The sequence below is a fragment of the Micromonospora sp. WMMD812 genome (assembly GCF_027497215.1).
GTDB lineage: Bacteria > Actinomycetota > Actinomycetes > Mycobacteriales > Micromonosporaceae > Micromonospora.
Window position 1 is genome coordinate 3560952 of record NZ_CP114904.1, and the last position, 26396, is coordinate 3587347.

Annotated in this window: 21 protein-coding genes; 9 read left to right on the forward strand and 12 right to left on the reverse strand. The window is 73.8% G+C overall.

Going from position 1 to position 26396, the window contains the following annotated elements; translation table 11 throughout:
• Positions 1–64 precede the first annotated feature (64 nt).
• Positions 65–535 (forward strand): YbaK/EbsC family protein, encoded by a 471-nt coding sequence (locus tag O7603_RS16285; RefSeq protein ID WP_281576562.1) that lies wholly within the window; start codon positions 65–67, stop codon positions 533–535.
• A gap of 21 nt (positions 536–556) precedes the next feature.
• Here the strand turns inward: O7603_RS16285 and O7603_RS16290 are convergent, their stop codons facing one another.
• Positions 557–1279, reverse strand: a complete 723-nt coding sequence (locus O7603_RS16290; protein ID WP_281576563.1) for an FCD domain-containing protein — start codon at positions 1277–1279, stop codon at positions 557–559.
• Between the two features lie 223 nt (positions 1280–1502).
• Between O7603_RS16290 and O7603_RS16295 the strand changes: the two genes are divergently transcribed.
• The 5 genes from O7603_RS16295 (at position 1503) to O7603_RS16315 (ending at position 8085) form a co-directional block, all read left to right on the forward strand.
• The gene (locus O7603_RS16295) at positions 1503–3119 is read left to right on the forward strand and encodes an ABC transporter substrate-binding protein (RefSeq protein ID WP_281576564.1); all 1617 of its coding nucleotides are present in this window, start codon (positions 1503–1505) and stop codon (positions 3117–3119) included.
• 85 nt (positions 3120–3204) lie between these two features.
• Positions 3205–4164: an ABC transporter permease gene (locus O7603_RS16300; RefSeq protein ID WP_281576565.1), complete on the forward strand. Its 960-nt coding sequence runs from the start codon at positions 3205–3207 to the stop codon at positions 4162–4164.
• Positions 4164–6128, forward strand: coding sequence for a dipeptide/oligopeptide/nickel ABC transporter permease/ATP-binding protein (locus O7603_RS16305; protein ID WP_281576566.1), 1965 nt, complete (start codon positions 4164–4166; stop codon positions 6126–6128). The genes O7603_RS16300 and O7603_RS16305 overlap by 1 nt, the downstream gene beginning before the upstream one ends.
• Entirely contained in the window at positions 6125–7156 is a 1032-nt protein-coding gene (locus tag O7603_RS16310; protein WP_281576567.1) for an ABC transporter ATP-binding protein, read from the forward strand. The genes O7603_RS16305 and O7603_RS16310 overlap by 4 nt, the downstream gene beginning before the upstream one ends.
• Positions 7153–8085 (forward strand): dihydrodipicolinate synthase family protein, encoded by a 933-nt coding sequence (locus O7603_RS16315; RefSeq protein ID WP_281570662.1) that lies wholly within the window; start codon positions 7153–7155, stop codon positions 8083–8085. Before O7603_RS16310 ends, O7603_RS16315 begins: the two co-directional genes overlap by 4 nt.
• Positions 8086–8088: 3 nt before the next feature.
• Here the strand turns inward: O7603_RS16315 and O7603_RS16320 are convergent, their stop codons facing one another.
• The 3 genes from O7603_RS16320 to O7603_RS16330 form a co-directional block, all read right to left on the reverse strand.
• Complete coding sequence (locus tag O7603_RS16320; RefSeq protein WP_281570663.1) at positions 8089–9081, reverse strand: acetylxylan esterase; 993 nt, start codon at positions 9079–9081, stop codon at positions 8089–8091.
• Between the two features lie 87 nt (positions 9082–9168).
• On the reverse strand, positions 9169–11133 hold the full coding sequence (locus tag O7603_RS16325) for a sialidase family protein (protein WP_281570664.1): 1965 nt from the start codon (positions 11131–11133) through the stop codon (positions 9169–9171).
• Between the two features lie 149 nt (positions 11134–11282).
• Positions 11283–11981 (reverse strand): FadR/GntR family transcriptional regulator, encoded by a 699-nt coding sequence (locus tag O7603_RS16330; RefSeq protein WP_281570665.1) that lies wholly within the window; start codon positions 11979–11981, stop codon positions 11283–11285.
• 223 nt (positions 11982–12204) lie between these two features.
• Between O7603_RS16330 and O7603_RS16335 the strand changes: the two genes are divergently transcribed.
• The gene (locus O7603_RS16335) at positions 12205–14196 is read left to right on the forward strand and encodes a beta-galactosidase (RefSeq protein WP_281570666.1); all 1992 of its coding nucleotides are present in this window, start codon (positions 12205–12207) and stop codon (positions 14194–14196) included.
• A gap of 71 nt (positions 14197–14267) precedes the next feature.
• Here O7603_RS16335 and O7603_RS16340 read toward each other — a convergent pair whose 3' ends face one another.
• Positions 14268–15497 carry a sialidase family protein gene (locus O7603_RS16340; protein WP_281570667.1) on the reverse strand — a complete coding sequence of 410 codons (1230 nt, stop codon included), beginning with the start codon at positions 15495–15497 and terminating at the stop codon, positions 14268–14270.
• Between the two features lie 235 nt (positions 15498–15732).
• On the opposite strand from O7603_RS16340, the gene O7603_RS16345 reads away from it, so the two are divergent.
• Positions 15733–16464, forward strand: a complete 732-nt coding sequence (locus O7603_RS16345; protein ID WP_281570668.1) for an RICIN domain-containing protein — start codon at positions 15733–15735, stop codon at positions 16462–16464.
• Between the two features lie 76 nt (positions 16465–16540).
• Here O7603_RS16345 and O7603_RS16350 read toward each other — a convergent pair whose 3' ends face one another.
• Entirely contained in the window at positions 16541–17851 is a 1311-nt protein-coding gene (locus tag O7603_RS16350; RefSeq protein ID WP_281570669.1) for an MFS transporter, read from the reverse strand.
• Between the two features lie 70 nt (positions 17852–17921).
• Here O7603_RS16350 and O7603_RS16355 point away from each other — a divergent pair, with 70 nt between their 5' ends.
• Positions 17922–18950, forward strand: coding sequence for a helix-turn-helix domain-containing protein (locus O7603_RS16355; protein ID WP_281570670.1), 1029 nt, complete (start codon positions 17922–17924; stop codon positions 18948–18950).
• A 131-nt stretch (positions 18951–19081) separates the two neighbouring features.
• Here O7603_RS16355 and O7603_RS16360 read toward each other — a convergent pair whose 3' ends face one another.
• The 6 genes from O7603_RS16360 to O7603_RS16385 form a co-directional block, all read right to left on the reverse strand.
• Positions 19082–19543 (reverse strand): hypothetical protein, encoded by a 462-nt coding sequence (locus tag O7603_RS16360; RefSeq protein ID WP_281570671.1) that lies wholly within the window; start codon positions 19541–19543, stop codon positions 19082–19084.
• A 118-nt stretch (positions 19544–19661) separates the two neighbouring features.
• On the reverse strand, positions 19662–21614 hold the full coding sequence (locus O7603_RS16365) for a VWA domain-containing protein (RefSeq protein ID WP_281570672.1): 1953 nt from the start codon (positions 21612–21614) through the stop codon (positions 19662–19664).
• 2 nt (positions 21615–21616) lie between these two features.
• Positions 21617–23107 carry a sigma 54-interacting transcriptional regulator gene (locus O7603_RS16370; protein ID WP_281570673.1) on the reverse strand — a complete coding sequence of 497 codons (1491 nt, stop codon included), beginning with the start codon at positions 23105–23107 and terminating at the stop codon, positions 21617–21619.
• 65 nt (positions 23108–23172) lie between these two features.
• Entirely contained in the window at positions 23173–24246 is a 1074-nt protein-coding gene (locus O7603_RS16375) for a hypothetical protein (RefSeq protein WP_281570674.1), read from the reverse strand.
• Between the two features lie 236 nt (positions 24247–24482).
• Positions 24483–25133 (reverse strand): response regulator transcription factor, encoded by a 651-nt coding sequence (locus O7603_RS16380; protein ID WP_281570675.1) that lies wholly within the window; start codon positions 25131–25133, stop codon positions 24483–24485.
• Positions 25130–26377, reverse strand: a complete 1248-nt coding sequence (locus tag O7603_RS16385; RefSeq protein ID WP_281570676.1) for a histidine kinase — start codon at positions 26375–26377, stop codon at positions 25130–25132. Before O7603_RS16385 ends, O7603_RS16380 begins: the two co-directional genes overlap by 4 nt.
• Between the last annotated feature and the right edge of the window lie 19 nt (positions 26378–26396).

Genomic DNA, 26396 nt, shown 5'->3' on the forward strand with positions numbered 1-26396 from the left:
ACCGGTTGTCCACGTTGGCCTTTTCACACTTCCGGCCAGGTCCCGGCGGGTTACCGTGCACGGCATGTCGTCCCCCGCGCTCGCCGCCCTCGACGCCGCCGGCCTCCCCTACCGGGTGATCCGGCACGGGCCGGCGACCAGCCTCTCCGAGGCCGCGGCGGTGCGCGGTGTCGAGGTACCCGACGTGGTGAAGACCATCGTCGTGCGACGCGGCCCGGACGACCACCTCTTCGTGCTCACCCCCGGCGGCCGGGTCATCTCCTGGCCCAAGCTGCGCGCCCTGCTCGGCGTCAGTCGCCTGTCGATGCCCGACGCCGCCACCGCCAAGGACGTCACCGGCTACGAGCGCGGCACCATCACCCCGTTCGGCGCCACCACGGCCTGGCCCGTGGTGGCCGACGAGCGGGTGCGCGGCCGCACCATCACGCTCGGCGCCGGCGAGCACGGGGTGGCGGTGGCGGTGGACGCGGACACGACGCTGGACGTGCTGGGCGCCACCGTCGCCGACGTCACCGACCCGGAACCGACCCGCTGAACGACCACCGGGCGCGCCGGGTCAGGACCGGTCGCGCAGCCGCGCCAGCCGCTCGCGTACGCCGTCGAAGTGGGCTTGGACGGCGATGACGGCCGCCTCCTTGTCGCCCGCGACCACGGCCTCGTGGATCACCCGGTGGCGGTGCACGACCTCCTCCGGCGACTCGGTCGGCGCGCCGAGGTCCAGCCGCAGCTGGTGGTAGACGTCCCAGAACGCGCCGAGCAGCTGGCCGACGAGCGGGTTGCGCAGCGGCAGGTAGAGCACGTCGTGGAAGAGCCGGTCGGTCTCCGGGGAGACCGCCCCGAGGCGCGCCTCCGCGGCCATCTGGTCCAGCACGTCGACCGCCGCGCTCAGATCGGCCTCGCGGTGCCGCTCGATGAGCTGGATGACCAGCCCGCTCTCCAGCGCTTCCCGGACCTGCATGAGATAGCCGAGCTGGTGACCACCGCCGGCGGGGGTGATCCGGCCGTGGAAGGCCAGCTCGTCGACCAGCCCGCCGAGGGACATCTGCCCGACGAACATGCCGAAGCCGTGCCGGATCTCCACGATGCCCACGGCCTGCAGCGCCTTGAGCGCCTCGCGGACGGAGTTGCGGCTGATGGCGAGTTCCCGCATCAGCTCCGACTCGGTGGGTAACGGGTCCCCCACGCCGAGGCCCCGGTCGAGGATCAGTCGTTTGACGGCCTCCCGCGCTTCGGCGGCGCGGCTCGTTCGAGGGCGGACGGGACGGTCGGCAACGCTCATGGTCAGGCTCAACCTTCCGCTGGACATCCTATGACTCGCAGGCCGGCCGACGGGTCGTCGACCGAGCCGGACGAGGTCGAAACCTCCGGGAAACCTGTCTGACCCATTCCCTTGACCCGGTCGCCACGGCCACTCTAGCCTCCATCCTAACCGGGGAGGTGGGATGTGGAACGTCCCACGTCCTAGCAGTAACGTCAATCACCTCAACTCGGTAGGAGGCACCGTGAGCGCCCCGGTATCCCGCGCCCACTACAGCCGCCGAGACTTCCTGCGCTTCAGTGGGATGCTCGGCGCGGCGGCTGTCGTGACCGCCAACATCTCCGCCTGCCAGTCCGGCCCGGCGTCCACCAGCTCGGTGGGCGCGGGCACCGACAAGGACCTGGTCACCGCGGTCATCGGCTACGGCAACGACCAGAGCTGGGACCCGACGATGACGGCCTCGGCGTTCTCCATGGCCGCCAACAACCACATCTACGAGGGGCTGGTCGAGACCGACCCGGTCAGCCGCGAGCCCTACCCCGCGCTGGGCACCGCGCTGCCCACCGACACCGCGGCCACCACCTGGCGCTTCACCCTGCGCGAGGGCGCGAAGTGGCACGACGGCCAGCAGGTCACCGTGGACGACGTCCTCTTCACCTTCGACCGGGTGCTCGACAAGTCCACCCTGGTCAGTTCCTTCTTCCGCTCCTGGCTGAAGGAGGTGAAGCGCGTCGACGACCGGAGTGTGGACCTCGTCTTCCACTTCCCGTTCCCCGACGCCCTGCGCCGCCTGTCGATCGCCAAGATCATGCCGAAGCACGTGTTCGGCGCCGCCGGTGGCTGGGACGCCGCCAAGGGCGGCAAGGCGGTCGGGTCGGGCCCCTACCGGCTCACCGCGCACAACCCCAAGTCGAACAGCACCTTCGAGGCCTTCGCCGACTACAACGGGCCCCGCAAGGCGCGGTTCAAGAAGATGAACTGGTTGTCGATCGTCGACAGCTCCGCCCGGGTCGCGAAGATCTCCGGCGGGTCCGCCGAGGCGCAGATCGCCGACAACATCCCCTACGCCAACATCGACCAGCTCAAGAAGTCCGGGCTCACCGTCGAGGGCGGCAAGGGCATGAACCACATGTTCCTGATGTTCAACACCGGCGCCAAGCCCTTCGACGACGTGCGGGTCCGGCAGGCGCTGCTCTACGCCATCGACACGCGGAAGATGATCGACGTGGCGCTCAAGGGCCACGGCAGCGCGTCCACGAGCTTCCTCAACGAGCAGAACCCCTCGTACGCCAAGGCGAAGACGGTCTACGGCTACGACCCGGCGAAGGCGAAGTCCCTGCTCGCCGCGGCCGGCGTCAGCAACCTGTCGGTCACCCTCATGGCGGTGAACGTCAGCTGGATCGCCGACTGCCTCCCCACCATCGCCAACTCCTGGAACGCGATCGGCGTCAAGACCACCCTCCAGCCGCAGGACACCAGCGCGCTGTTCACCAAGATGGACCAGTCGCAGGACTACCAGGTGGTCGCGGCCGCGTCGAACCCCAACCAGTTCGGCCTCGACGCCGATCTCATCCTCCGCTACAACTACACCCCCGGCGGCACCTGGATGAAGTACACCAAGTGGGACAGCAGCGCCGAGGCCAAGAGCCTCTTCGCGCTGATGGACCAGGCGACCCGGGAGCCGGACCAGACCCGCAAGCTCGCGCTGACGCACCAGTACCTGGACGTCATCGCCGAGCAGGCCGTCCTCTACCCGGTGGTGCACACCGAGCTGATGACCGCCTGGGACCCGAAGCGGCTCGCCAGCATCCGCCCGCAGGCCTACCCGGGCATCAACCTGCTCCAAGCGGAGCGCGTCTGACGGCGGGGCGGGCGGCGACCGGAGCGTCGCCGCCCGCCCGGCCGCACCTCCGGCCCGGCCGTCCCACCCGCCGAGGAGTCACACCGTGGCAGTCATCGCCAGAATGCTGGTCCGCCGCCTGCTCATCCTGATCCCGCTCCTGCTGGGCGTGATCCTGTTCGTCTTCATCGTCATGCGGTTCTCGGAGAACAAGCCCGAGTACGCGTACTTCCAGGGGGCGAACCCCACGCCGGAACAGATCCACCAGTTCCAACTGGAGAACGGCCTCCTGGATCCGCTGCCGGTCCGCTACGTCCGGTTCGTGGGCGACCTCGCGCAGGGCGACATGGGCACCAGCGTCCTGACCAAGTCTCCCGTGCTGGACTCGGTGCTCACCGCGCTGCCGCTGACCCTGCAGCTGACCTTCCTCGGCCTGCTGATCGCCGTGGTCACCGCCCTGGTCTTCGGCGTCACCGCGGCGATCTTCCGGGACCGCTGGCCGGACCAGCTGATCCGGGTGTTGTCGCTGACGGGTGTCGCCGCACCGTCGTTCTGGCTCGCCCTGCTGATGATCCAGTACCTCGCCGTCGACGCCGGCCTCTTCCCCACCGGCGGATACATCAACCCGGCCGACTCCTTCACCGGCTGGTTGCGGTCGCTGACCCTCCCGGCCCTGGCCCTGTCGCTGCCCGTCGCGGCTCAGCTCACCCGGATCGTCCGGACGTCGATGGTGGAGGAGCTGGACAAGGACTACGTACGCACCGCGATCGGCAGCGGCCTGCCGCCGGTCGTCGTGGTCGGCCGCAACGTGCTGCGCAACGCGCTGATCAATCCGCTCACCGTGCTCGGCCTGCGGGTCGGCTACCTCCTCGGCGGCGCGGTGGTCATCGAGACGATCTTCTCCCTCCCCGGCATGGGGAAGCTGATGATCGACGGCGTGACCAACGGCGACCCGGCCGTCGTGCAAGGCGTCGTGCTGACCATCGCCACCGGCTTCGTCGTGGTCAACCTCGTCGTCGACGTCCTCTACCTACTGGTCAACCCACGCCTGAGGAGTGCCGGCTGATGCGTCGACGACTCACCGAACGGCTGGCCCGACCCGGCATCGGATTCCGCCGGCTGCCGCCCCTGTCCTGGGTCGCGCTCGGGGTCCTCGTGGTGGTCGCCCTCGCCGCCCTGCTCGCCCCGATCATCGCGCCGCACTCCCCGCTGACCCAGCACTCCGCCGGCGGCGGCCCCTCCGCCACCCACTGGATGGGCCTGGACAGCGCCAGCCGGGACATCTTCAGCCGCCTGCTGCACGGCGCCCGGTGGTCACTGCTCATCGGGCTCGGCGCGACCGGCCTGGCGCTGCTGGCCGGGTCGGTGATCGGGGCCGTCGCGGCCACCTCCCGCAAGTGGGTGGACGAAGGGGTCATGCGCGTCCTGGACGTGATCATGGCCTTCCCCGGCATCGCGCTGGCGGCCGTCCTGGTTGCGGTGTTCGGCGGCGGGGTCGGCGTCCTGGTCGCCGCGATCGGGTTCCTCAACACCCCGCCCGTCGCCCGCATCGTCCGGGCGAACGTGCTCGCCCAGTACGGCGAGGACTACGTCGCCGCCGAGAAGACCATCGGCGCCCGTACGCCGTACATCCTCGTCCGGCACGTGGCGGTCAACTGCGCCGCGCCCATCCTGGTCTTCTGCACCGTCATGGTCGCCGACGCGATCGTGTTCGAGGCGTCGCTGTCCTTCATCGGCGCGGGCGTCCGCCCACCGGACCCCTCCTGGGGCAGTGTCATCGCCGATGGCAAGAACCTGGTGCTGCTCGGCGGGTGGTGGGCCACCGTCTTCCCGGGCCTGCTGATCCTGCTCACCGTGCTGGCCCTGAACATCCTGTCCGAGGGCATCTCCGACGCCTGGGCCACACCGGCCGCCCGCCGCCCGGCGACCCGGCGCGCCGGCGACGTCGACACGATCGAGCAGGCCCGACCCGGATCGGGCGAGGTCACCGAACTGCCCGGGCTCGCCGAAGCCGCCCGCCGGCTCGCCGAACGGGCCCGCCCCCTGCCCGACGGCCCGCCGATCCTCGAGGTGGACAACCTCGCCATCGGCTTCGACGGCCGGCATGACGGCGTGGACGTCGTCGACGGGATCTCCTTCGACGTCCGACCCGGAGAAGTGCTCGGGCTCGTCGGGGAATCCGGCTGCGGCAAGTCCCTGACCGCCCTGACCGTCATGGGCCTGCAACCGCGCGAGGCCCGGATCCGCGGCGCCATCCGGTTCGCCGGCGCCGATCTGCTCCGCATGCCCCGCACGGCGCGACGGCGGCTCCTCGGCCACGACCTGGCCATGATCTACCAGGACGCGCTCTCGTCGCTCAACCCGGCGATGACCGTCCGCGCCCAGCTCAAGCAGCTCGTCCGGCGGGGCGGCCGGCGTACCGCGACGGAGCTGCTCGAACTGGTCGGGCTCGACCCGGACCGCACGCTCTCCGCCTACCCGCACGAACTCTCCGGCGGCCAGCGGCAACGGGTCCTCATCGCGATGGCCCTGTCCCGGGATCCCAAGCTCATCATCGCCGACGAACCGACCACCGCGCTGGACGTCACGGTGCAGGCACAGGTGATCCAGCTGCTGCTGCGGCTCCGCGCGGAACTCGGCTTCGCGCTGATCCTGGTCTCGCACGACCTCGCCCTGGTCGCCGACGTGACCGACCGGGTCGTGGTGATGTACGGCGGGCAGATCGTCGAGACCGGCGTGACGACCGAACTGGTGGGCGCACCCGCCCACCACTACGCCCGGGGGCTGCTCGGTTCGGTGCTGTCCCTGGAATCCGGGGCGGCCCGGCTGTCGCAGATCCGCGGCGTCGTCCCGTCCCCCGCCGATTTCCCGGCCGGCTGCCGGTTCGCCGACCGCTGCCCCATGGCGACCGACGTGTGCCACGCCGTCGCCCCCGACCTGGTCGGCGACCAACGTCGGCATGCGGCGGCCTGCCACCACCCGGCGATCACGCTCACCCAGCCGCTCACGGCGGGAACGGAGGCCCGGTGAACCCGACCGGATCGGCAGGTGCCCCCCTGCTGGAACTCGCCGACGTGCACGTCGTCCACCGGGCCCGTTCGGGCGGCATCTTCGCCCGCGACCGGGTGTACGCGCTGACCGGCGCCGATCTCACCGTCGCGCCCGGGGAGACGGTCGGGATCGTGGGCGAGTCGGGCTGCGGCAAGTCGACGCTGGCCCGCGTGCTGGTCGCGCTGCAGCGCCCCACCGCCGGGACCGTCCGCTTCCGGGGCCAGGACGTGTGGGCGACACCGGAGTCGCGGCGCCGCCGGACGATCGGCGCCACGACCGGCATGGTCTTCCAGGACCCGTCGACCGCGTTGAACCGCCGCCTGTCCGTCCGGCAGATCCTGCGCGACCCGCTGGATGTGCACCGGCGCGGCACCGCGGGCGACCGGGAGCGGCGGGTCCGTGAGCTGCTCGACCTCGTCGGACTGCCGGCCAGCTCCGCCGACGTGCTGCCCGGCCAGCTCTCCGGCGGGCAGCGGCAGCGGGTCGCCATCGCCCGGGCCCTGGCGCTGGAACCCGACCTGGTGGTGGCCGACGAGCCGACGAGCGCGCTGGACGTGTCGGTGCGGGCCCAGATCCTCAACCTGCTGCTGGACCTCAAGGACCAGCTCGGGCTCGCCATGGTCTTCGTCTCGCACGACATCCAGACGGTACGGCGGATGAGCGACCGGGTGGTCACCATGTACCTCGGGCGGATCGTGGAGCAGGCCCCCGCCCGGTCCGTGCCCGGGCAGGCACGGCACCCGTACACGCGGGCGCTGTTCTCCGCGACCCCGGGCCTGCTCTCGCCGATCGACCCGATCCCGCTGTCCGGCCTCGTCCCCTCGGCGACCCGGCCGCCGTCCGGATGCCCGTTCCGCACCCGATGTTGGAAGGCGGACGACACCTGCGCCCGTGAGCTTCCCGCGGCGCAGGGCGGGACGGACGGGCACCTGTTCCGCTGTCACCACCCCGTGCCGGTCGGCGCCACCGACCTCGAACTGATCAGCCAAGCACAGGAGCGTCCATGACCATCGCCGCCGCACTCACCGGCGTCATCCCCCCGGTGTGCACCCCGCTGACCCCCGACTTCGAGGTGGACACCCGTTCGCTCACCCGGCTCGTCGACCACCAGCTCCGGGGCGGAGTGGACGCGCTGTTCGTGCTCGGCTCCTCGTCCGAGGTGGCCTTCCTGCCCGACGGGCACCGGCGGACCGTGTTGGACACGGTGGTCAATCACGTCGCGGGTCAGGTGCCGGTGCTCGCCGGCGTCATCGACATGACCACCCCACGGGTGCTGGACCACGCCCGGGTCGCCGCGCAGGCCGGGGCGGCGGCGCTCGTCGCCACCGCGCCGTTCTACGCCCGCACCCACCCGGTGGAGATCGACACGCACTTCCGGGCCATCGCCGAGCGGACCGGCCTGCCGCTGTACGCGTACGACCTGCCGGTGTCGGTGCACACCAAGCTCGGCGCGGAACTGGTGCTCGGGCTGGCCGCGGACGGGGTGCTGGCCGGTGTCAAGGACTCCAGCGGCGACGACGCCGGCATGCGGGGGCTGCTGCTCGGCCGGCGGGACCGGCCGGACCTCACCGGATTCAGCGTGCTGACCGGTTCGGAGCTCACCGTCGACTCGGCGTTGTGGATGGGCGCCGACGGTGTCGTGCCCGGTCTGGGCAATGTCGACCCGGACGGCTACGTGCGGCTGTACCAGTCCGCGGCCAAGGGCGACTGGGTGGCGGCGCGCACGGAGCAGGAGCGGCTGTTCCGGATGTTCGAGCTGGTGTTCGTGGGAGCGCACCGGATGGGGATGAGCTCGTCGGCGCTCGGCGCGTTCAAGGCGGCGCTGCACCTGCGGGGGATCATCGACCATCCGACCACCGCCCGGCCGCAGGTGCCGCTGAACAGCGAGGAGACCGCCCGGGTCGGCCGGTACCTGGCCGACGCCGGGCTGCTCTGAGCGTCAGGGGGTCGAGGGGCCGCCGGCGGGCACCCGCGTGCCGAGCCAGCGCAGCTGCTCCACCCGCTGGAAGGCGGCTCCTCCCTCGTGCCGGTTGTACGGCCAGACCACGATGTCCTTGTCCGCGCTGGCGCAGTGGTGGTAAGCGGCGAAGACGGTCGACGGCGGGCAGACCGCGTCCATCAGCGCCACCGACATCAGCACCGGCGCCGTGATCCGGGGGGCGAAGTTCACCCCGTCGACGTACCCGAGGGTGTGGAACACCCGGTCCACCTCGCCGCGGCGCGTCTGGAGGTACGACCCGAGTTCGGCGTACGGTCCGGCGTCGGTGATGTCCACCGCCCGGCGGAAGTGGCACAGGAACGGCACGTCGGCGAGCACCCCGGCCAGGCCGTCGACGAGCCCCGCCGCGGCGAGCGCGATCCCGCCGCCCTGGCTGCCGCCAGCCACCACGATGCGGGTCGGGTCGACCTGCGGGAGGAGCCGGGCGGTCTCGACGGCCCGCACCGCGTCGGCGAAGACGCGGCGGTAGTAGTAGCTGCCGGGGTCGGTGACGCCCCGGGTGAGGAAGCCGTTGGCCTGGGGTGACCCGGACGGGTCCGGGTCGGGGGTGTCCCCGGTCAACGAGCCGGCGGCGCCCTGGCCCCGGGTGTCCATGACGAGGTGGGCGTACCCGGCGGCGCTCCAGAAGAGCCAGTCGTGCGGCAGGCCGCGGCCGTTGCCGTAGCCGATGTACTCGACGACGCAGGGCAGCGGCCCGGACCGGTGGCGGGGCAGCAGCAGCCAGGCGCGTACCGGCTGGCCGGCGTAGCCGGCGAAGGTGACGTCGTACACCTCCACCGTGGCGAGTCCCGCGTCGTACGGGTCGAGACGGGCCGGCCAGGCGGCGGCCGCGGCCTCGCCGATCGTCGCGGTCCAGAAATCGTCGAAGTCGTCGGGTTCGGTCCGGGCGGGCCGGTAGTCGCGCAGCGTGTCGAGTGGCCAGTCGGTGAGCACAGCGTTCCTCCCTGATCGGTTCGTCCTCCGGCGCACCGCGGCGCCCACCGTCTGGTGGGCGCCGCGGTGCCGGTCGGCGGCAGCGGGTCAGCGCACGGTCTCCAGCGGCAGCCGCAGGCCGAGTTGGCCGCCGATCGGCAGGTTCCGCTCGCGGATCAGCTCGAGTTCGGTGGGCGACAGCGCCCGGCGGTACAGGCGGACCTCGTCGAGCGTGCCGCGGAAGCGGTCCACGCCGTCCACCCGCTGCCCGAGGTGGATGCCCTGCACACCGAACTCCTTACCCGCGGTGACGGATCCGGGCGGCACCGCCGCCGCGGCCACCTCGGCACCGTCGACCCGCAGAACCAGCCGGCCGTCGACCCGTTGCAGCACCACATGGTGCCACTGTCCGTCGTTGTACGCCTGCGGCGAGGAGACCGATACGTTGAAGCGATCCACCATGATCAGTGCGCGGATCCGGTTGCTGGCCGGCTCCGCCCGCAGCCACAGCTGAGGGGTCGTGCCGCCACCGGTGCGGTACGCCCACATGATGGCGTGCGAGCCCGTCGTGTCCGCGTACCGGATCCAGGTCGCGAACGTGAAGTCCCCACCGCCGAGGTCGATCGAGCGGTCGAACGGCACCTCGACCCGGTCGTCCACCCCGTCCAGGGCCAGCCCGTCGCCGAAGCGGCCCGCCGTCGGCTGCGCCCCGCCGCGGACGTACGCCGGGTTGCGATGGTGCGAGATGTCGGGCGTGGTCGGTCCCGGCGCCGGCGGGCCCGGGATCCCCGGCGGCGTACCGTTCGGGGTCGCCAGGTAGGCCTCGTTGAACCGGGCGTACCGGATGGTCTCGTACGGGCTCGCCTGCCCCGCCTCGTACAGCAGCGCCGCCTCGTCGCCGTCCAGCCGGACGAGGTCCGAGTACGCGGTCGGGCCCCAGTGGAAGACCTTGCCCTCGTCCCAGTCCTGCCAGCGCCGGCCCTCGTCGAAGGAGGAACGAATCGTCATCACCTCCCGCGCCACGGGGTGGGCGGGGGACGAGAGCAGGATCCGGTTCCGGCGCTGGCCGGCGTCGGTCGCGCCGAACCGCAGCAGCGACGCCTGCACGTCCGGTATCTCCAGGTCGGGGATGGTCCGGAAGGGCGCGTCGAACGTCTGCCCGCCGTCGCTGCTGAGCGCGTACGCCCGGTGCCCCGGGTCGGTGCCCCGTTCCCGGGCCAGCGCGTAGATCCGCCCGTCCGTCCGCTCCACGACGGTCACCTCCTGGGCGATCACCGAGCCGTCGTCCCGGGACGTCTCCGCGCCGATCTGCCAGGTCAGCCCTCCGTCGTCGCTGTAGAGCAGGTGCGTGCCGTAGACGTGCGGGCCCACCCCGTCGTAGCTCTCGAAGCTGGCCCCGACCACCAGCCGCCCGGCGTGCGGGCCACGCTGGAGCTGGATGCCGTGCATCGGCCCGGTGGCGTACCAGAAGTTCCACTCCGGGCGCTTGGCCTCGGTCAACTCCCGTACCGGCGACCAGGTCGCGCCGTTGTCCTCGCTGGTGACCAGGTAGGGGTCGCGGTCGCAGCCGTTCGGGCACGGGGCGGGGCCGTTGCTCGTGCCCACCACCACGACCCGTCCGGTGCGCTCGTCGACGATCGGCACCGGGTTGCCCCGGGTCCGGCCGTCGCCCTGGACGACCACCTGGAGCGGACCCCAGGTGCGCCCGCCGTCGGCGGACCGGCGCAGCACCAGGTCGATGTCCCCGTCGTCGCCGCAGTCGTCGACCCGGCCCTCGGCGAACGCCAGGACCATGCCGTTCGCCGCCCGGACGACTGCCGGGATCCGGAAGCAGGCGTATCCGAACTGGCCCTGCCCGTAGAGCACCTGTTCGTCGACGAACGGGGCGGCACCGGTCGCCCCGGGCCGTGCATCGGCCGCGCCTGCCCGCACGGCGCCCGCGTCGGCCGCGTCCGCCGCCTGCGGCGCGGTCAGCGTGCCGGCGAGCAGGCCGGCCACGGCCAGCAGGACGCCGGCGCGGCGGCGGGGCCCACGCCAGCCGGCGGGGTGCCGTGTTCGATGCCCTTCACTCATGTCGCGCCCTTCAGATCGACGGTGATGGCGTCGGTCATCCTATGTGGGACGTGGGATGTCCGGAAGGGGCAGTTCACCGCTCGGCCACCGGGTGGGCGCGCTTCGCCTCGGCGGGGCAGCCGAGGGCCCGCCACCCTCGACCGGAGAGATCAGGCCGGCTGTTGACCCGCCTCGGCGAGCCACCGCTCGGCCCGGGCGATCCTGGCCTTGACGTCGCGGAAGTGCCGGCGCATCGCCTCCTGGGCGCCGCTCCCGTCGCGGTTGCGCAGCGCCTCGACGATCCGCCGGTGATTGGCGACGATGTCCGCCGCCCGGTCCTCGGGCGGCCCGAGCGCCGGCTCCACCTCGTGGTAGACGTCCCAGAACAGCCCGATCAACTGGAGCACCAACTCGTTGTCACAGGACTCGTAGAGCAACGAGTGGAAGGCCCGGTCCGCCTCCTTGTCCCTGGCCATCGCCGTGACCAGGGCGTCCAGGGCCGCGAGGCGGGCCTCGCTGACGTCGAGCGCCACCGAGGCGATGAGCCCCGTCTCCAGGATCTCGCGAACGGCCACCAGATCGTGCAGCGCCCGTACGCCGTGCCCGGGCCGGGTACGCACCCGGAACGTCAGCGACGGGGTGAGGACGTCCAGCGGCGCATGCCCCACGAACGTGCCGAAGCCGTGCCGGATCTCCACGATGCCCAGCGCCTGCAGGGCGCGGATCGCCTCCCGCACGCTGTTGCGGCTGGCCCCTAGCAGATCCATCAACTGCGGCTCGGTCGGCATCGGGGCGCCGGGCGCGAGTTGACGCTCGTGAATGAGGGCGACGATGCGGTCCTGCAGGGTCTCCCTCGTGCGTGCCCGCATGCTGCCTCCCACACTCCGCGCCACCAGGTCTTCTCACGCTCCGAACATCCCACGTCATGGCCCTGACGAGGCGGGGGCGGTGGGCCAGAATTTACACCCGCCCCGCCTTGACGGTCATCACGCCCCCACCTAGTGTGCCCGGTTGACGGATGACATCCCATGTCCGCCTCGCCCGAATCGGGGGCATCTGGCGGCACCGCGCGGCGACGAGGAGTGGAGCAGGATGACCATGCCCCGAATCATGTTCGGCGGGGACTACAACCCGGAACAGTGGCCGGAGGACGTCTGGGCCGAGGACATGAAGCTGATGGTGGAGGCGGGCGTCTCGCTGGTCTCGGTGGGCATCTTCGCGTGGGCCCAGGTGGAGCCCCGGCCCGGCGAGTACGACTTCGGCTGGTTCGACCGGGTGCTGGACCACCTGGCGGAGGCGGGCATCGGCGCGAGCCTGGCCACCATGACCGCCTCGCCGCCGCCCTGGTTGTCCCGCCGGCACCCCGAGGTGCTGCCCAGCAGGGCGGACGGCGTGACGCTCTGGCCCGGCGCCCGCCAGCACTACTGCCCGTCCAGTCCGGTCTACCGGGAACACGCGGCCCGGCTGGTCGAACAGGTCGCCACCCGCTACGGCGACCACCCGGCCCTGCGGCTGTGGCACATCGGCAACGAGTACGGCTGCCATGTGCGGGCCTGCTACTGCGACGTCTCCGCGGATGACTTCCGGCGCTGGCTGCGCGAACGCCACGGCGACGTCGACACGCTCAACGCCGCCTGGTCCACCGCCTTCTGGTCCCAGCGTTACGACGACTGGTCGGAGGTCCTGCCGCCGCGCACCGCGCCCACCTTCGGCAACCCCGCCCACAAGCTCGACTTCGCCCGCTTCAGCAACGACGCGATCCTCGCCTGCTACACCGTGGAACGCGACATCCTGCGCCGGCACACCCCGGACGTCCCGGTGACCACGAACTTCACCGGCCTCGTGCACAAGCCGATCGACTCCTTCCGCTGGGCCGCCGAGCAGGACGTCGTCAGCCTGGACAGTTATCCCGACCCGTACGACCCGCGTACGCACGTCGACGCCGGGTTCGGCTACGACCTCGTCCGCTCGGCCCGTCAGGGGCAGCCCTGGCTGCTCATGGAGCAGGCGCCGAGCGCGGTCAACTGGCGGGAGCGCAACGCCCCCAAGCCACCCGGGGTGATGCGGCTGTGGAGCTGGCAGGCGGTCGCCCACGGCGCCGACGGGGTGCTGTTCTTCCAGTGGCGGCAGGCGGCGGGCGGCGCCGAGAAGTTCCATTCGGCGATGCTGCCGAACGCCGGGGCGCACACCCGGACCCACCGCGAGGTACGCGACCTCGGCGCCGAGCTCGCGGCGACGGCCGAGCTGGCCGGCACCCGGGTACGGGCCGAGGTGGCCCTGCTGCACGACTGGCCCAACTGGTGGGCGGTGGAGGGTGAGGCGCACCCGGCCCCGCTGGACCTCCTGGCGGCCCACCGGGCGCACTACGCGCCGCTGTTCGACGCCCACGTCACCTGCGACGTCGTGCCACCCGACGCCGACCTGGCCGGATATCGCCTGGTGATCGTGCCCAACCTGTACCTGCTGTCGGACGCGACGGCCGCCGCGCTCCGCGAGCACGTGGACCGCGGCGGGACCCTGCTCGTGTCCTACTTCACGGGTGTCGTCGACGGCACCGAGCGGCTTCATCCGGGGGGCGCGCCGGGGCCGTTGCGGGACGTGCTCGGACTGCGGGTGGAGGAGTTCTGGCCCCTGCCCGCCGGGGGCACCATCGGCCTGGACCTCGACGGTCGGCAGGGTCGGGGTCTGGAATGGTCGGAATGGGTCGAGCCGGCGGGGGCCCAGGTGGCGGGGAGGTTCACCGAGGGCGAGCTGGCCGGCCGGCCCGCGGTGCTGCGGCACCGCTACGGCGCCGGGACCGCCTGGTACCTGGCGACCCGCCCCGACCCGGCGCTGATGCGCACCGTGCTCGACCAGGTCCGCGCGGAGGCCGGAGTCGCACCGGTCCTGCCGGACCTGCCCGACGGCGTGCAGGCCGTCCGCCGCCACGGCGACGACCGGTCGTACCTCTTCCTGCTCAACCACGGCGACACGCAGGCGACGGTGGCGCTCCCGTCCCCGGCCGTCGACCTGCTCGGTGACGCGGACCGACCGACCGAGCGCGTCACCCTGCCGCCGCGCGGCGTCGCCGTCCTGCGCTCCTGACCGGACCAGCCGGCGCCGCTGCCGGCCGGGAGGGGTGCGCCGCGGCCGGCGGCCGCGGCGCACCCCCGCGCTCACCCGCGCGGCTTCAGTTCACCGGTCGGGATCCGGCGGAAGGTGATGGTCTCGTACGGGCCGAAGTTGCCCGTCTCGTAGAGCACACCGACCGTACGCGCGTCCAGTTGCACCAGGTCGGAGTAGCCGGCGGGAAGGCCGGACAGCGCCAGGGCCGGCGACCAGGTGGCGCCCTGGTCCGTGCTGATCCGCAGCGTCATCGCGGCCCGGCTGGCCGGGTCGGCGGGCCCGGAGAAGAGCAGTGGCGCCTTCGGGCCGGTCAACTGCAGGACGCTCGCCTGCACGACCGGCCCCACCAGCGTCGCCTGTGGCCGGTACGGCAGCACCAGCGACTGGCCGCCGTCGGCGCTGTAGGTGTCGGCCCGGTTCCCCGGCCCGCTGCCGTTGTGCTCCCGGGTGTTCAGGTAGAGCCGGCCGTCCGGCAGCTGCGCGGCCGTGGACTCGTTGACGTTCACGTAGCCGTCCGGGTTGTCGTCGACCGCCCCGATCTGCCAGTTCGCGCCGTCGTCGTCGCTGTAGAGCAGGTGGCCGCCGTAGTACTTGGCCTCGGTGCCGAGATCGGGCGAGCCGGCCGGCGGCGCGATCGAGTGGTTGGCGGGCACCACCAGCCGGCCCCGGTGCGCCGTGCCGGCCAGGCGCAGGGCGTGGCCCGGCCCCGTCGCGTACCACCGCCAGTTCTCCGCCTTCGCCTGCCCGGTGATCTCCTGAGGAGCGGACCAGGTGGCTCCCTCGTCGTCGCTGTGCTGGACGAAGACCCGGCGGCTCTGCTCGGCCGTGACCTCGCCGCGCATGATCTCGGCCTCCGACGCGTCGGCGGCGTTCACGGTGGACAACAGCACGAGACGGCCGCTCGCCGTCAGCACCGGGGCGGGGTTGCCGGCGGTGTCCGGCCCGCGGTCGTGCACCATCTGCAGCGGCCCCCAGGTGCACCCGCCGTCCGTGGACCGCTTCAGGACGAGATCGATGTTGCCGGCGTCGCTCAACGAGCCGTGCCGCCCTTCCGCGAAGGCGAGCAGGACCCCGGACCGGGCCGTGACCACGGCGGGGATCCGGAATCCGGTGTAGCCCTCGGCGCCGGAGGTGAACGGCACGGACGTGCCGCACCGGCCACCGGCCGCGGCCGGCTCCGCCGTGGCTTGTTCCGCCGTGGCCGGTGGGGCGCCGAGGGTGAGGGATGCGGCGAGTGCGACAGCGCCAAGGGCGATCATCGAACGGGGTGACCGGGACATGCGCACCTCTTTCGTGGTGGTGGGGTGGCCCTTCGTGGAGCCGGCGCGTCCTCGGAGACGCGCCTGGTCGGGCATGAGGTAGGACGTCCTCTGTCCGATCCAGACGCTAATGGCGGAGTTCGATATGGTCAAGGTCGACGACGGCCGCCAGCCCTGCCGCCTACCGGGAGCGCGCGCGCAGGTGCGGGGTCCGGCGATTGGCCTCCGCCCGCCGGGGTGGGTGAGGATGGGCCGCATGCCCGCACCGGATGACCGCCCCGATCCGACCGGCACCGTCTACGGCGGCCGCCGCTCGTCACCGGCCCTGCTGCCCCGCGACCCGCTGATGCGCGTGGCGCTCGCCGTCGCGGTGGTCGGCGTACTCCTCGGGCTGATGTTCGCCACCGGGGTGTTCGGCGGAGCCGACGACCCGGTGACGCCGGCGGCGGTCCCCACCCCGTCGACGGCCCCCGCGACCTCCCCGGCGAGCCAGCCGGCACCGACCTCGCAGGCGCCCACGCCGACCCCGTCACCGACCACCCCGCCACCGGCGCCCACGACCCCGGCCGGACCGCCCACCGGGCCGACGGTCCTGCGGGTGGCCACCTCCGGGCTCTGCCTCGGGCTGGACGGCGGCGGCGAAAAGGCCGAGGCGAAGCTCGCCGCCTGCTCGGGCGGGCCCGAGCAGCAGTGGGTCGCCAACCCCGTCTCGGGGGACGTGGTGACGCTGACCAACGCGGCGTACGGGCAGTGCCTGGACATCGAGGGCGGCAGCGCCGACGACGGGGCGAAGCTGCAGCAGTTCCCCTGCCACGGCCAGGCCAATCAGCAGTGGCGGCTGGTCCCGACCGGTACCGGCCCGGTGCTCCTGGTCGCCGCGGTGAGCGGCAAGTGCGGCCAGGCGGAGGACGACGGCGCCGAGGCCGGCGACTCGATCAAGCAGCAGCCGTGCGACGGCACCCCGCGGCAGCAATGGGCGCTGGGCTGACCCGGCCGCTCACGGACCGCGGCGGCCGGGCGCGGCGCCCGCGGGGAGGCAGCGGGCGCCCGTCGCCGCCCCACCCTCAGCCCCGGTAGCTCCACGCCCGCCGGGCGACCGGCGCGGCGCTGACCAGCACCGGCGCCGGCTCGGCACCGGCGGCGCGCCGGCGACGCAGCAGCAGCGACAGCCCGGCCGCGCCGATCGACAGCGCCCCGGCCACGTACCAGGCCAGCGCGTAGTCGCCGAGCCGGTCGCGGACCAGTCCGGCGCCGGTGGCGGCGAGCGCCGCGCCGAACTGGTGGGAGGCGAACACCCACCCGAAGACCACCGCGCCGGCGTCGCCGAAGTACTCCCGGCACAGCGCCACGGTCGGCGGCACGGTGGCCACCCAGTCCAGCCCGTAGAAGATGATGAACACCAGCATGCTCGGCTGGGCGCTGTCGGCGAAGAGCGCCGGCAGCACCAGCAGGGACGCGCCGCGCAGCGCGTAGTAGGCGCCGAGCAGCAGCCGACTGTCCACCCGGTCGGTGAGCCAGCCGGAGGCGATGGTGCCGACGATGTCGAAGAGCCCGACCAGCGCCAGCAGGCCGGCCGCGGTCGTCTCCGGCATGCCGTGGTCGTGCGCGGCGGGCACGAAGTGCGTGCCGACCAGACCGTTGGTGGTCGCGCCGCAGATCGCGAAGCCGCCGGCGAGCAGCCAGAACGGCCGGGTCCGGGCGGCCTGGGCCAACGCGCCGATCGCACGGGCGGCGGCCCCGCCCGCCGGCGCCGGCGCCGCGGTGACCTCGGCCGCGCCGTACGCGGGCAGGCCGAGATCCGCCGGGTGCTCGCGCAGCAGCCACACCACCAGCGGTACGACCGCCAGCGCGGCCCCGGCGACGACGAGCGCCGCCGCCCGCCAGCCGTGGTCGCGGACCAGCAGCGCCAGCAGAGGCAGGAAGACCAGCTGCCCGGCCGCCCCACCGGCGGTGAGCACCCCGGTGACCAGGCCCCGACGCCGGACGAACCAGCGGCCGGTCACGGTCGCCACGAACGCCAGTGCCATCGAGCCGGTGCCCAGCCCGACCAGCACGCCCCAGCAGAGGACGAGTTGCCAGCTCGCGGTCATGAACACGGTCAGCCCGCTCCCGGCGGCGACCAGCAGCAGCGCCGCGGCGACCACCCGACGGATGCCGAACCGGTCCATCAGGGCGGCGGCGAACGGCGCGGTCAGGCCGTAGAGGAGCAGGTTGACCGAGACGGCGGCGGAGATGGTGGCCAGCGGCCAGCGGAACTCGGAGTGCAGGGGGTGCAGCAGCACCGACGGGGTGGCACGGAAGCCGGCCGCGCCCACCAGCGCGACGAAGGCGACGGCGGCGACGACCCAGGCGGGGTGCAGGCGGCGTGTGGTCACGGTACGAGTCTGGGGAGCGGCGGCCGCCGCGACGAGTGGCCGGAAAGCCATGATGCGCAATAATCGGGCCATGACCCTCTCGCCCCCGTGCCAACCTTCCGTTCACGACTGCGAGGCTCGCAAGCTCACCCCTCGCGCTCACCGGATCGCCGTGGTCGCCCTCGACAACGTGGTCGGCCTCGACCTCGGCACCCCCGCGCAGGTCTTCAGCACCGCCCGGGACGCGCACGGCGACCCGCTCTACACCGTCGAGGTCTGCACCCCCGGCGGCCGGCCGGTCCGCAGCACCGCCGGCTACCAGGTGGTCCCCGAGCACGGGCTGGAGCTGATCGAGGCGGCGGACACCGTGATCGTCCCCGGCATCCACGACGGGTCGCCACTGACCGACGGGACGCTGGACGCGGAGGTGGCCGAGGCGCTGCGCACGGCGTACCACCGGGGCGCCCGGATCATGTCGATCTGCACCAGCGCCTTCGTGCTCGCCGCGGCCGGCCTGCTCGACGGCCGCCGGGCCACCACCCACTGGGCGTACGCCGACCGGTTCCGCCGGCTGCACCCCGGTGTCGACCTCGACCCGGACGTGCTCTTCATCGACGACGACCGGGTACTCACCTCGGCCGGGGTGGCCGCTGGAATCGACCTGTGCCTGCACGTGATCCGCACCGACCACGGCACCGAGGTGGCCAACCGGGCGGCCCGGCGCTGCGTGGTGCCGCCGTGGCGGGAGGGCGGCCAGGCCCAGTACATCGAGCACCCGGTGCCGAAGGTCGCCGACACCAGCACCGCCGCCGCCCGGGAGTGGGCCCGGCAGCGGCTGCACGAGCCGGTCAGCCTGCGTGACCTGGCCGAACAGTCGCGGATGAGCGTACGCACGTTCACCCGCCGGTTCCGCTCCGAGACCGGGCTCAGCCCGGCGCAGTGGCTGCTCCAGCAGCGCACCGACCACGCCCGGCTGCTGCTGGAGACCACCGACCTGACCATCGACCAGGTGGCCCGGCGCGCCGGCTTCGGCACCGCCGCCGCCCTACGCCAACAGCTGCACCAACGCCTGGGCGTGGCCCCGTCGACCTACCGCCGTGCCTTCCGCCAACCCGTGTGATCACCGCCGCCCGCGCCGCTCCCGCTCCCGCTCCCGCTCCCGCGATCTTGCACTTTCGGTCCCTCGTTTGCCCTGTTACGCCCGCTTTGCTGGGGCACAAAGTGCAAGATCGCGGGGCGCGGGAGGGGGCGTCAGGTGCGCAGGAGGCGGAGTTGGGACAGGTGTTTGGGGAGGTGGACCTTGGTGTGCAGGTCCAGGGTGCGGCCCCAGGGCAGTGAATCGTCGACGTTGAGGTCGTAGCCCTCCCGCAGGTGGGTGTCGACCGGGGTCTCCGCGGCCAGCCCGAGCCGCTCGGTCAGTGCGCAGAGCTTCTGGCTGGTGGCGCGGAACAGGGTGGCCAGCCCGTCCAGCCCGCCGCACTGGGCGACCAGCGCGTCCACCTGGGGGCGGTGGATCGTCTCCAGGTCGTAGTACGCGAACGGCGACCCGGCCAGCACCGCCTCGGTCGCCTCGCTCATCAGCTCGTCGTTGGCGGCCAGGTGCGCCACGATCTGCTCGGCGCTCAGCTGGCCCTCCGGCGGCGCCCCGAACCCGCCCGCGTCGATCTCCACGAGCAGCTCGTCGTACGCCTGCCGCAACCTCCCGCTGTCCACCGGCTCAGTCAACCCCGCCCCACCCCGTCGATCATGCGGTTGTGGTGCCCGGTTCACCCGGACGGGCGGCTTTCGTGCACCAGCACAACTGCATGATCGACGGGGCGGGCGGACGGGACTAGCGGCGGGACTGGCGGGCGCGGAGATAGTCGGAGACCACGTACTCGCCCAGGTCGTCGGGGTCGGGGGTGAACATGCGGCCCTTCGAGCGGCGGGCCACCGCGTCGACGAACCGGCGCAGCCCCGGGTCGTCGCCGAGCATGAACAGGTTCAACGTCGCCCCGTACCGGGCCAGCCGGTCGACCTCGCGGATCGTCGCCTCGATCGTCTCCGGCAGCGGCGGCCAGTGGAAGTACGCCTCCCCGTCGTCCGGGTCCAGGTGGGCGGTCGGCTCCCCGTCGGTGACCACCAGCACCACCGGCTCGGCGTCCGGATGCCGGCGCAGGTGCCGGGCCGCCAGCCGCAGCGCGTGCTGGAGGTTCGTGCCCTGCTCCAGGTCCGGGTCCACCCCCGCCAGCTCCTGCTGGGTCAGCGGCATGGCCTGCCGGCCGAAGCCGATGATCTGCAGCGCGTCCTGCGGGAACCGGGTCGCCATCAGGTGCGACAGGGCCAGCGCCGTCTGCTTCATCGGGCCCCACCGACCCTGCGAGATCATCGAGTACGACAGGTCGACGCAGAGTGCCACCGCCGCCGACGACCTCCGTTCGGTCTCCACCACCTCAAAGTCGTCGACCGCGAGCTGCACCGGCACCCGCGGGCCGGCCCGGCGGACCGCCCGGGTCAGCGTGCGGACGACGTCCAGCGGCTGCTCGTCGCCGTACTCCCAGGGCCGGGACCCGCCACTGACCTCGCCGGCGGCGCCCGCCGAGCGCAGGTCGTGCTGGCCGCGCGGCCCGGCGGTCAGGTCGGCGAAGACCCGCCGCAGCGCCGTGCCGCCGAGCCGGCGCAGCGCCTTCGGGCTCAACGTCAGGCCGTCCGCGTCCCGGCTCACCCAGCCCTGCCGGCGCAGCTCCCGCTCCAGCTCCCGCAACCGGCGTACGTCGTCGGCCGCCTCCCGGCCCAGCGTGCGGGCCACCGCGTCCACGTCGACGTCGTCCAGGGTCGCCCCGGGGTGCTCCTGGTCGAGCTGATCGAGCAGGTCGTCCAGCTCGGCGATCTCGTCGAGCGCGCCGGCCGCCTCGCCGTAACCGAGCGGCTGTTCCCCCCGCACCCGCTCGCCGCGGCCCCACCGCAGGTCGGGCCGGAGCGCCCGCAGGTGGCCGTCGAGCGTCGACAGCTCACCGGCCAGCCGGTCGCCGAGCGACTGCCGCATCAGCCCGGCCAGCTCCTCGCGCTGCCGGTCCGACAGCGAGCGCATCAGCCGCTCCCCGGCCGCGGCCCGCCGGGCCAGCACGTCGACCAGCTCGTCGACGTTCTCCGGCCGCTCCGGGAAGAACTCGCCGTGCCGGCGCATGAACTCGGCGAACGCGTCGGTGGTGTCCTCCGAGCGGGCGTGCCGGGCCAGCAGGTCGTTCAGGTCGCCCATCATCTCGGCCAGCCGCTGCTGCGCCGCCGGGTCCGCGGAGGCGCGCACCGCGTCCCGCAGCCCGGCGAACCGCTGGCCCAGCACGTCGTCGCGGAGCCCGTCGAGGATCTGCTGGTACGACCGGCGGGCCTCGTCGCTGGCCCACTCGTAGCCGGCCAGCTCCTGCACCGCCCGCGCCGTGGAGCGGGGCAGGTTGTCCAGCACCGCCTCGGCGAACCGGGCCGCGTCGTCGTCCCGGCCGCGCAGCTCGTCCCGCTCGGCGGCGAGCGCCTGGTCGAGCAGGGCCTGCGACCGGGTCACCGCCCCGTCCAGGTCACCGCGGCGCAGCGCCTCCCGGCGCAGCCGCCGGGCCCGGGCGGCCAGGTCGTCCAGGCCGCCGCGCCCCTGCGGACCCCGACGCAGCAGGTCCCGCAACGCCTCTCGCAGACTGCCGCCGGCCAGCACCTCGGAGCCGACCGCGTCCACCGCCTCGCGCACGTCGTACGGGGGTGCCAGCGGGTCCGGCCCGCCGCGCCACTGCCCGTACCGGAACCGGTTGCCGGCCATGCTCAGCCCCGGCCGCCGTAGACGGTGCGACCCCTGTCGGTCACGTCCTTGCCGAGCCGGCGGGTCAGGTGCAGCCCTTCGAGGACGAACTCCACTCCGGCGGCGGCCTCCTCCGGGGTGGGCGCGTCGCCCATCCCCAGCCGGTCCAGCACCTTCGCCAGCCCCGGCACGGTGCCCACCTGACGCAGCAGCTCGGCCGAGCCGACCAGCTCGCCGGTCTCGATGACGTCGCCCTCGGCGACCAGCTCGGTGAAGCCGGAGAGGTCCAGCCCGGCCAACCGGGCCCGGAACGTCTCGGCGGTCGCGGTCCGCAGCAGGTGGGCCAGGATCTCGACCTCCCGCCCCTCCTCGCCGCTCTCGAACTCGACCTTCCCGCGCAGCGTCGAGGTCACCGACACGGCGTCACCCACCCGGGCCACCGGAGCCTCGGGCCGGGTCGCCGGGTCGCCGGAGACCGCACCGGACGCGGCGGCGGAGCCGGACGTGGCGTGGGCGGCCAGCAGACCGGAGCGGCGCAGCGCGGACGCGGCGACCGTCTCGGCGGCGGCGATGGCGAACCGGGCGGAGACGCCGGAGCGCGGGTCCACCGACGGCGACTCGCGCACCGCCCGGGCGAGCCGCGCCAGCACCTCCAGCACGTGCTCGGGCACCTCGGCGACCAGGTCGGCCTCCTGCCGGATCAGCGCCAGCTCCAGGTCCAGGTCCACCGGGTAGTGGGTCCGGATCTCCGCGCCGAACCGGTCCTTGAGCGGGGTGATGATCCGGCCGCGGTTGGTGTAGTCCTCCGGGTTGGCGCTCGCCACCAGCAGCAGGTCCAGCGGCAGCCGCAGCTGGTAGCCGCGGACCTGGATGTCCCGCTCCTCCAGCACGTTGAGCAGCGCCACCTGGATCCGCTCGGCCAGGTCGGGCAGCTCGTTGACGGCGAAGATGCCCCGGTTGGTCCGCGGCACCAGGCCGAAGTGGATCGTCTCCGGGTCGCCGAGGGTGCGCCCCTGGGCGATCCGGATCGGGTCGACGTCGCCGATCAGGTCGCCGACGCTGGTGTCCGGGGTGGCCAGCTTCTCGCCGTACCGCATCGAGCGGTGCAGCCAGCCGACCGGCAGGTCGTCGCCGGCCTCGGCGACCTGGGCGCGGGAGGCCGGGGTGAGCGGGTGCAGCGGGTGCTCGTTGAGCACCGAGCCGGGGATGACCGGGGTCCACTCGTCCAGCAGCGCGGCCAGCGAGCGGATCAGCCGGGTCTTGCCCTGGCCCCGCTCGCCGAGCAGCACCACGTCGTGCCCGGCGAGCAGCGCGCGCTCGACCTCGGGCAGGACGGTGTCGTCGTAGCCGACGATGCCGGGGAAGCGATCGGCGCCGGTGCGCATCCGGGCCAGAAGGTTGTCGCGGAGTTCCTGCTTGACGGTGCGGTATCGGTGGCCGGCCGCCCGCAGCTCGCCGAGCGTGCCGGGCAGGTCGGCCGGTGGGACCGGGATTACCGGGTTGGGCGCAGTCACCCGCCCACGCTAGCTCGCGGGGAGCGGGGGCGCCCCCGCGTTGCCGGGTACCCCCGCTCCCACCCTCAGCCGCGCCCGCAGCGCGCGCAGGCGCCGCGCCGCCGCAGGTGGTACGCGTACGTGGCCAGGCCCAGCGCCGGCCCCCACGCCGGCCAGAGCAGCATCGGCGCGGTGGCCAGGCTGAACCCGTCATCGGTCAGCTCCCAGAAGTGGGGGTTCGCCATGAGCCCGACGACGGCCGCGGTGACCGCCACCGCGACCACGGTGGCGGGGATCACCGCGAGCCGCACCGGTACGGTCCGGCCGGCCAGCCCGGGCATCCAGCGGGGGAACCGCTCGCCCCAGCGCTGGACCAGGCCGAGGGTGAGCACCCCGCCGACGGCGGCGAAGGCCCCCAGCCCGAACGCGGCCCAGGCGATACCGTCGTCCCGCATCTCGGTCAGCAACTCCCGGGACATGCCGAGCGGGATGTTGGCCGCCCAGGCGAGCCGGGTCAGCGCGTACGCGAAGGGGATGGCCGCGGCGATGCCGGCAGCCCACCGGCCCCACCGGGCGGCGGCGGCCGGGGTGTTCCAGCCGCGCTCGGCGTCGGCCCGGCCACAGGCCACGCAGGCGTTCGCGGTCCGCCGCAGCCACACCAGCACCGCGCCGGCCAGCAGCAGCCCACCGACCACGGCGGCGAACCGGGCGAAGAGCGGCCACGTGAAGATCTCGGCGTAGTCGACGTCCGGCCAGCCGAACGGCGCACCGATGATCAGCATCGGGGCGTAGCCGAGGATGACCAGCACCCGGGCGTCCGGCACCACCACGGCCAGGACGAGCGCGACCGCCCCGGCGTAGCCGGCGAGCAGCCAGCGGAGCGGACCGGCCGGGCGGACCGCCGGACGGCTCATGGCCAGCGCGGCGACGGCCGCGGTGAGCAGCAGCGCGGCGAACAGCGGCGCGCCGACGCGGACCGGGATCACCCGGAGCAGGTTGGTGTCGCCGTCCGGGTCGTTCGCGCCGAACGGGTAGCCGGCGCCGGTGACGGTGGCGAGCAGGGCGAGGACGCCCCAGAGGCCGAGCCAGGCGGCGGCCAGGGGGGCGAGTCGGTCGGGCCAGCGGATGGCCGGGCGAGGCGGTGCATCGAGGATCGTCATGCCCTCAGCCTCGGCCGGCACGGCTTCGAAACCCTCCCGTGCGCCGGGGAACCCGCTCCCCCGGCCGGGGGAACTCGGCGGGGACGCCCCGCGACCCGGCCCCGGCGGGCCGCGGGTCGGGGCCGGGCACCCCGGTCGTCGACTCCCGGCGACACCATGACCCCGGGCCACCGCGCCCGACCGGCCGGCTCGCCGGCCGCCGGGCGGCGATGTGGGCCGCCGGGCGGTGCGGGCGTTCAGCCGGCCGGGGTGACGAAGCCGGACTCGTACGCGGCGATCACCGCCTGGGTGCGGTCCCGCACGCCCAGCTTCGCCAGCACGTTGCCGACGTGCGTCTTCACCGTCTCCACGCCGACCACCAACTGCGCGGCGATTTCCGGATTGGACAGACCGGCCGCCATCAGCCGCAGCACCTCGGCCTCGCGCTCGGTCAGCCGCGCCGCGCGCAGCCGGTCGCCGCCCCGCCCGCCGTACGCCCCGACCAGCCGGCGGATCGCGGCCGGGAAGAGCAGCGACTCACCCGCGGCGACGATCCGCACCGCCTCCACCACCTCGGCCGGCCGGGCCCGCTTCAGCAGGAAGCCGCTCGCGCCGGCGCGCAACGCGTCGTAGACGTACTCGTCGTTGGCGAACGTCGTGACCACCAGCACCCGGGGCGGGTCGGCGGACGCGGCGAGCAGCCGCCGGGTGGCCTGGATGCCGTCGATCCCGGGCATCCGCACGTCCATCAGCACCACCGCCGGCCGGTGCCGGGCGACCAGCGGCAGCACCTCGGCGCCGTCCGCGGCCTCGGCGAGCACCCGCAGGTCCGGCTGGGCGTCGATGATCGCCCGCAGCCCGACCCGGATCAGCTCGTCGTCGTCGACGATCAGCACTCCGACGGTCACTGCGCCCCCTGGTACGGCAGCCGGGCCCGGATCCGCCACCGGTCCCCCTCCGGCCCGGCGGTCAGCCGGCCACCGAGCAGCAGCACCCGCTCGCGCATCCCGTCGAGGCCGCGGCCGCCCCGGCCCGGGTCCCGCCCGCGCGGGGCCGGCAGCAGGTCGTTGACCAACTCCAGCTGCAGCTCGTCCGGCCCCACGTCGAGCCGGAGCGTCACCGGCCCCCGGCCGTACCGGGCGGCGTTGGTCAGCCCTTCCTGGACAATCCGGTAACCCTCCCGGGACACCGTCGCCGGCAGCGCCGCCGGGTCGCCGGCGCGCCGGGCGTCCACCGCGAGGCCGGCCGCGCGGGTGTCGGCGACCAGCCGGTCCAGGTCGGCGAGGGTGCGCGGCGGCGCCACGCCGGGCCGGGCCGTGTCCGGCTCGCGGAGCAACCCCAGCACCTGGTCCAGCTCGTCCATGGCGGTGCGACCGGCCTCCTCGATCGCGGCCAGCGCCCGGCGGGCGAACTCCGGGTCGGTGTCCAGCACCGCCCGGGCCGCCCCGGCCTGGAGGGTGGCCACGGTCAGCGCGTGCCCGACCGAGTCGTGCAGCTCCCGCGCCAGCCGGTTGCGTTCGGCGAGCCGGGTGGCCCGCGCCTCGAGCGCGGCGATCCGCTCGGCCGGCGCCGGCCCGAGCAGCACCGGCGCCATCGACGCGGCCAGCGCGCCCAGGCCTGCGACGGCGTAGCCCAGGCCGACCAGCAGCAGCACCCCGGTCAGCGTCAGCCAGCCGCTGTCGCGCCCGTCGAGCGGCCCGAACCGCTGTGCGGTGATCAGTTCGGTGCCGATGCCGAACTGCTGGGCGATGAAGGCCAGCGCCATCGGCACCGCGCTGATCAGCGCGAACATCACCAGCCCGCCGACGGTCAGGTGGGTGGCGATCCAGAGCGCGGCGCGCAGCCGGGTCTCCCGGTCGCCGTGGTGCCCGGGTTCCGGATCGGGCAGGTCCACACCGAGCAACGCCCGGGCCGCGGCGACCTCCAGCGCCCGGCTGCCGTCGAGCAGCAGCGGCACCACGGCGATCACCACGGCCACCACGAGCAGGCCGACCGACAGCGGCCAGGGCACCGCCGGGCCGGTGAAGAGCTGCGCGAACGTCACCGCGAGCAGCACGTACGGCAGCACGAGCACCCCGCCGAGCAGCAGGAAGACGCCGCGCCGCCAGGTCGTGGCGGCGATCAGCGGGGCCAGGGCCGCTCGGGGGGTCACCGGCTCATTCTGCCGCCGG

Coding starts and splice junctions, on each gene's coding strand:
- O7603_RS16285 (WP_281576562.1), top strand. CDS start 65: ATGTCGTCCCCCGCGCTCGCCGCCCTCGACGCCGCCGGCCTCCCCTAC.
- O7603_RS16290 (WP_281576563.1), bottom strand. CDS start 1,279: ATGAGCGTTGCCGACCGTCCCGTCCGCCCTCGAACGAGCCGCGCCGCC.
- O7603_RS16305 (WP_281576566.1), top strand. CDS start 4,164: ATGCGTCGACGACTCACCGAACGGCTGGCCCGACCCGGCATCGGATTC.
- O7603_RS16315 (WP_281570662.1), top strand. CDS start 7,153: ATGACCATCGCCGCCGCACTCACCGGCGTCATCCCCCCGGTGTGCACC.
- O7603_RS16325 (WP_281570664.1), bottom strand. CDS start 11,133: ATGAGTGAAGGGCATCGAACACGGCACCCCGCCGGCTGGCGTGGGCCC.
- O7603_RS16330 (WP_281570665.1), bottom strand. CDS start 11,981: ATGCGGGCACGCACGAGGGAGACCCTGCAGGACCGCATCGTCGCCCTC.
- O7603_RS16335 (WP_281570666.1), top strand. CDS start 12,205: ATGACCATGCCCCGAATCATGTTCGGCGGGGACTACAACCCGGAACAG.
- O7603_RS16340 (WP_281570667.1), bottom strand. CDS start 15,497: ATGTCCCGGTCACCCCGTTCGATGATCGCCCTTGGCGCTGTCGCACTC.
- O7603_RS16345 (WP_281570668.1), top strand. CDS start 15,733: ATGCCCGCACCGGATGACCGCCCCGATCCGACCGGCACCGTCTACGGC.
- O7603_RS16355 (WP_281570670.1), top strand. CDS start 17,922: ATGACCCTCTCGCCCCCGTGCCAACCTTCCGTTCACGACTGCGAGGCT.
- O7603_RS16365 (WP_281570672.1), bottom strand. CDS start 21,614: ATGGCCGGCAACCGGTTCCGGTACGGGCAGTGGCGCGGCGGGCCGGAC.
- O7603_RS16375 (WP_281570674.1), bottom strand. CDS start 24,246: ATGACGATCCTCGATGCACCGCCTCGCCCGGCCATCCGCTGGCCCGAC.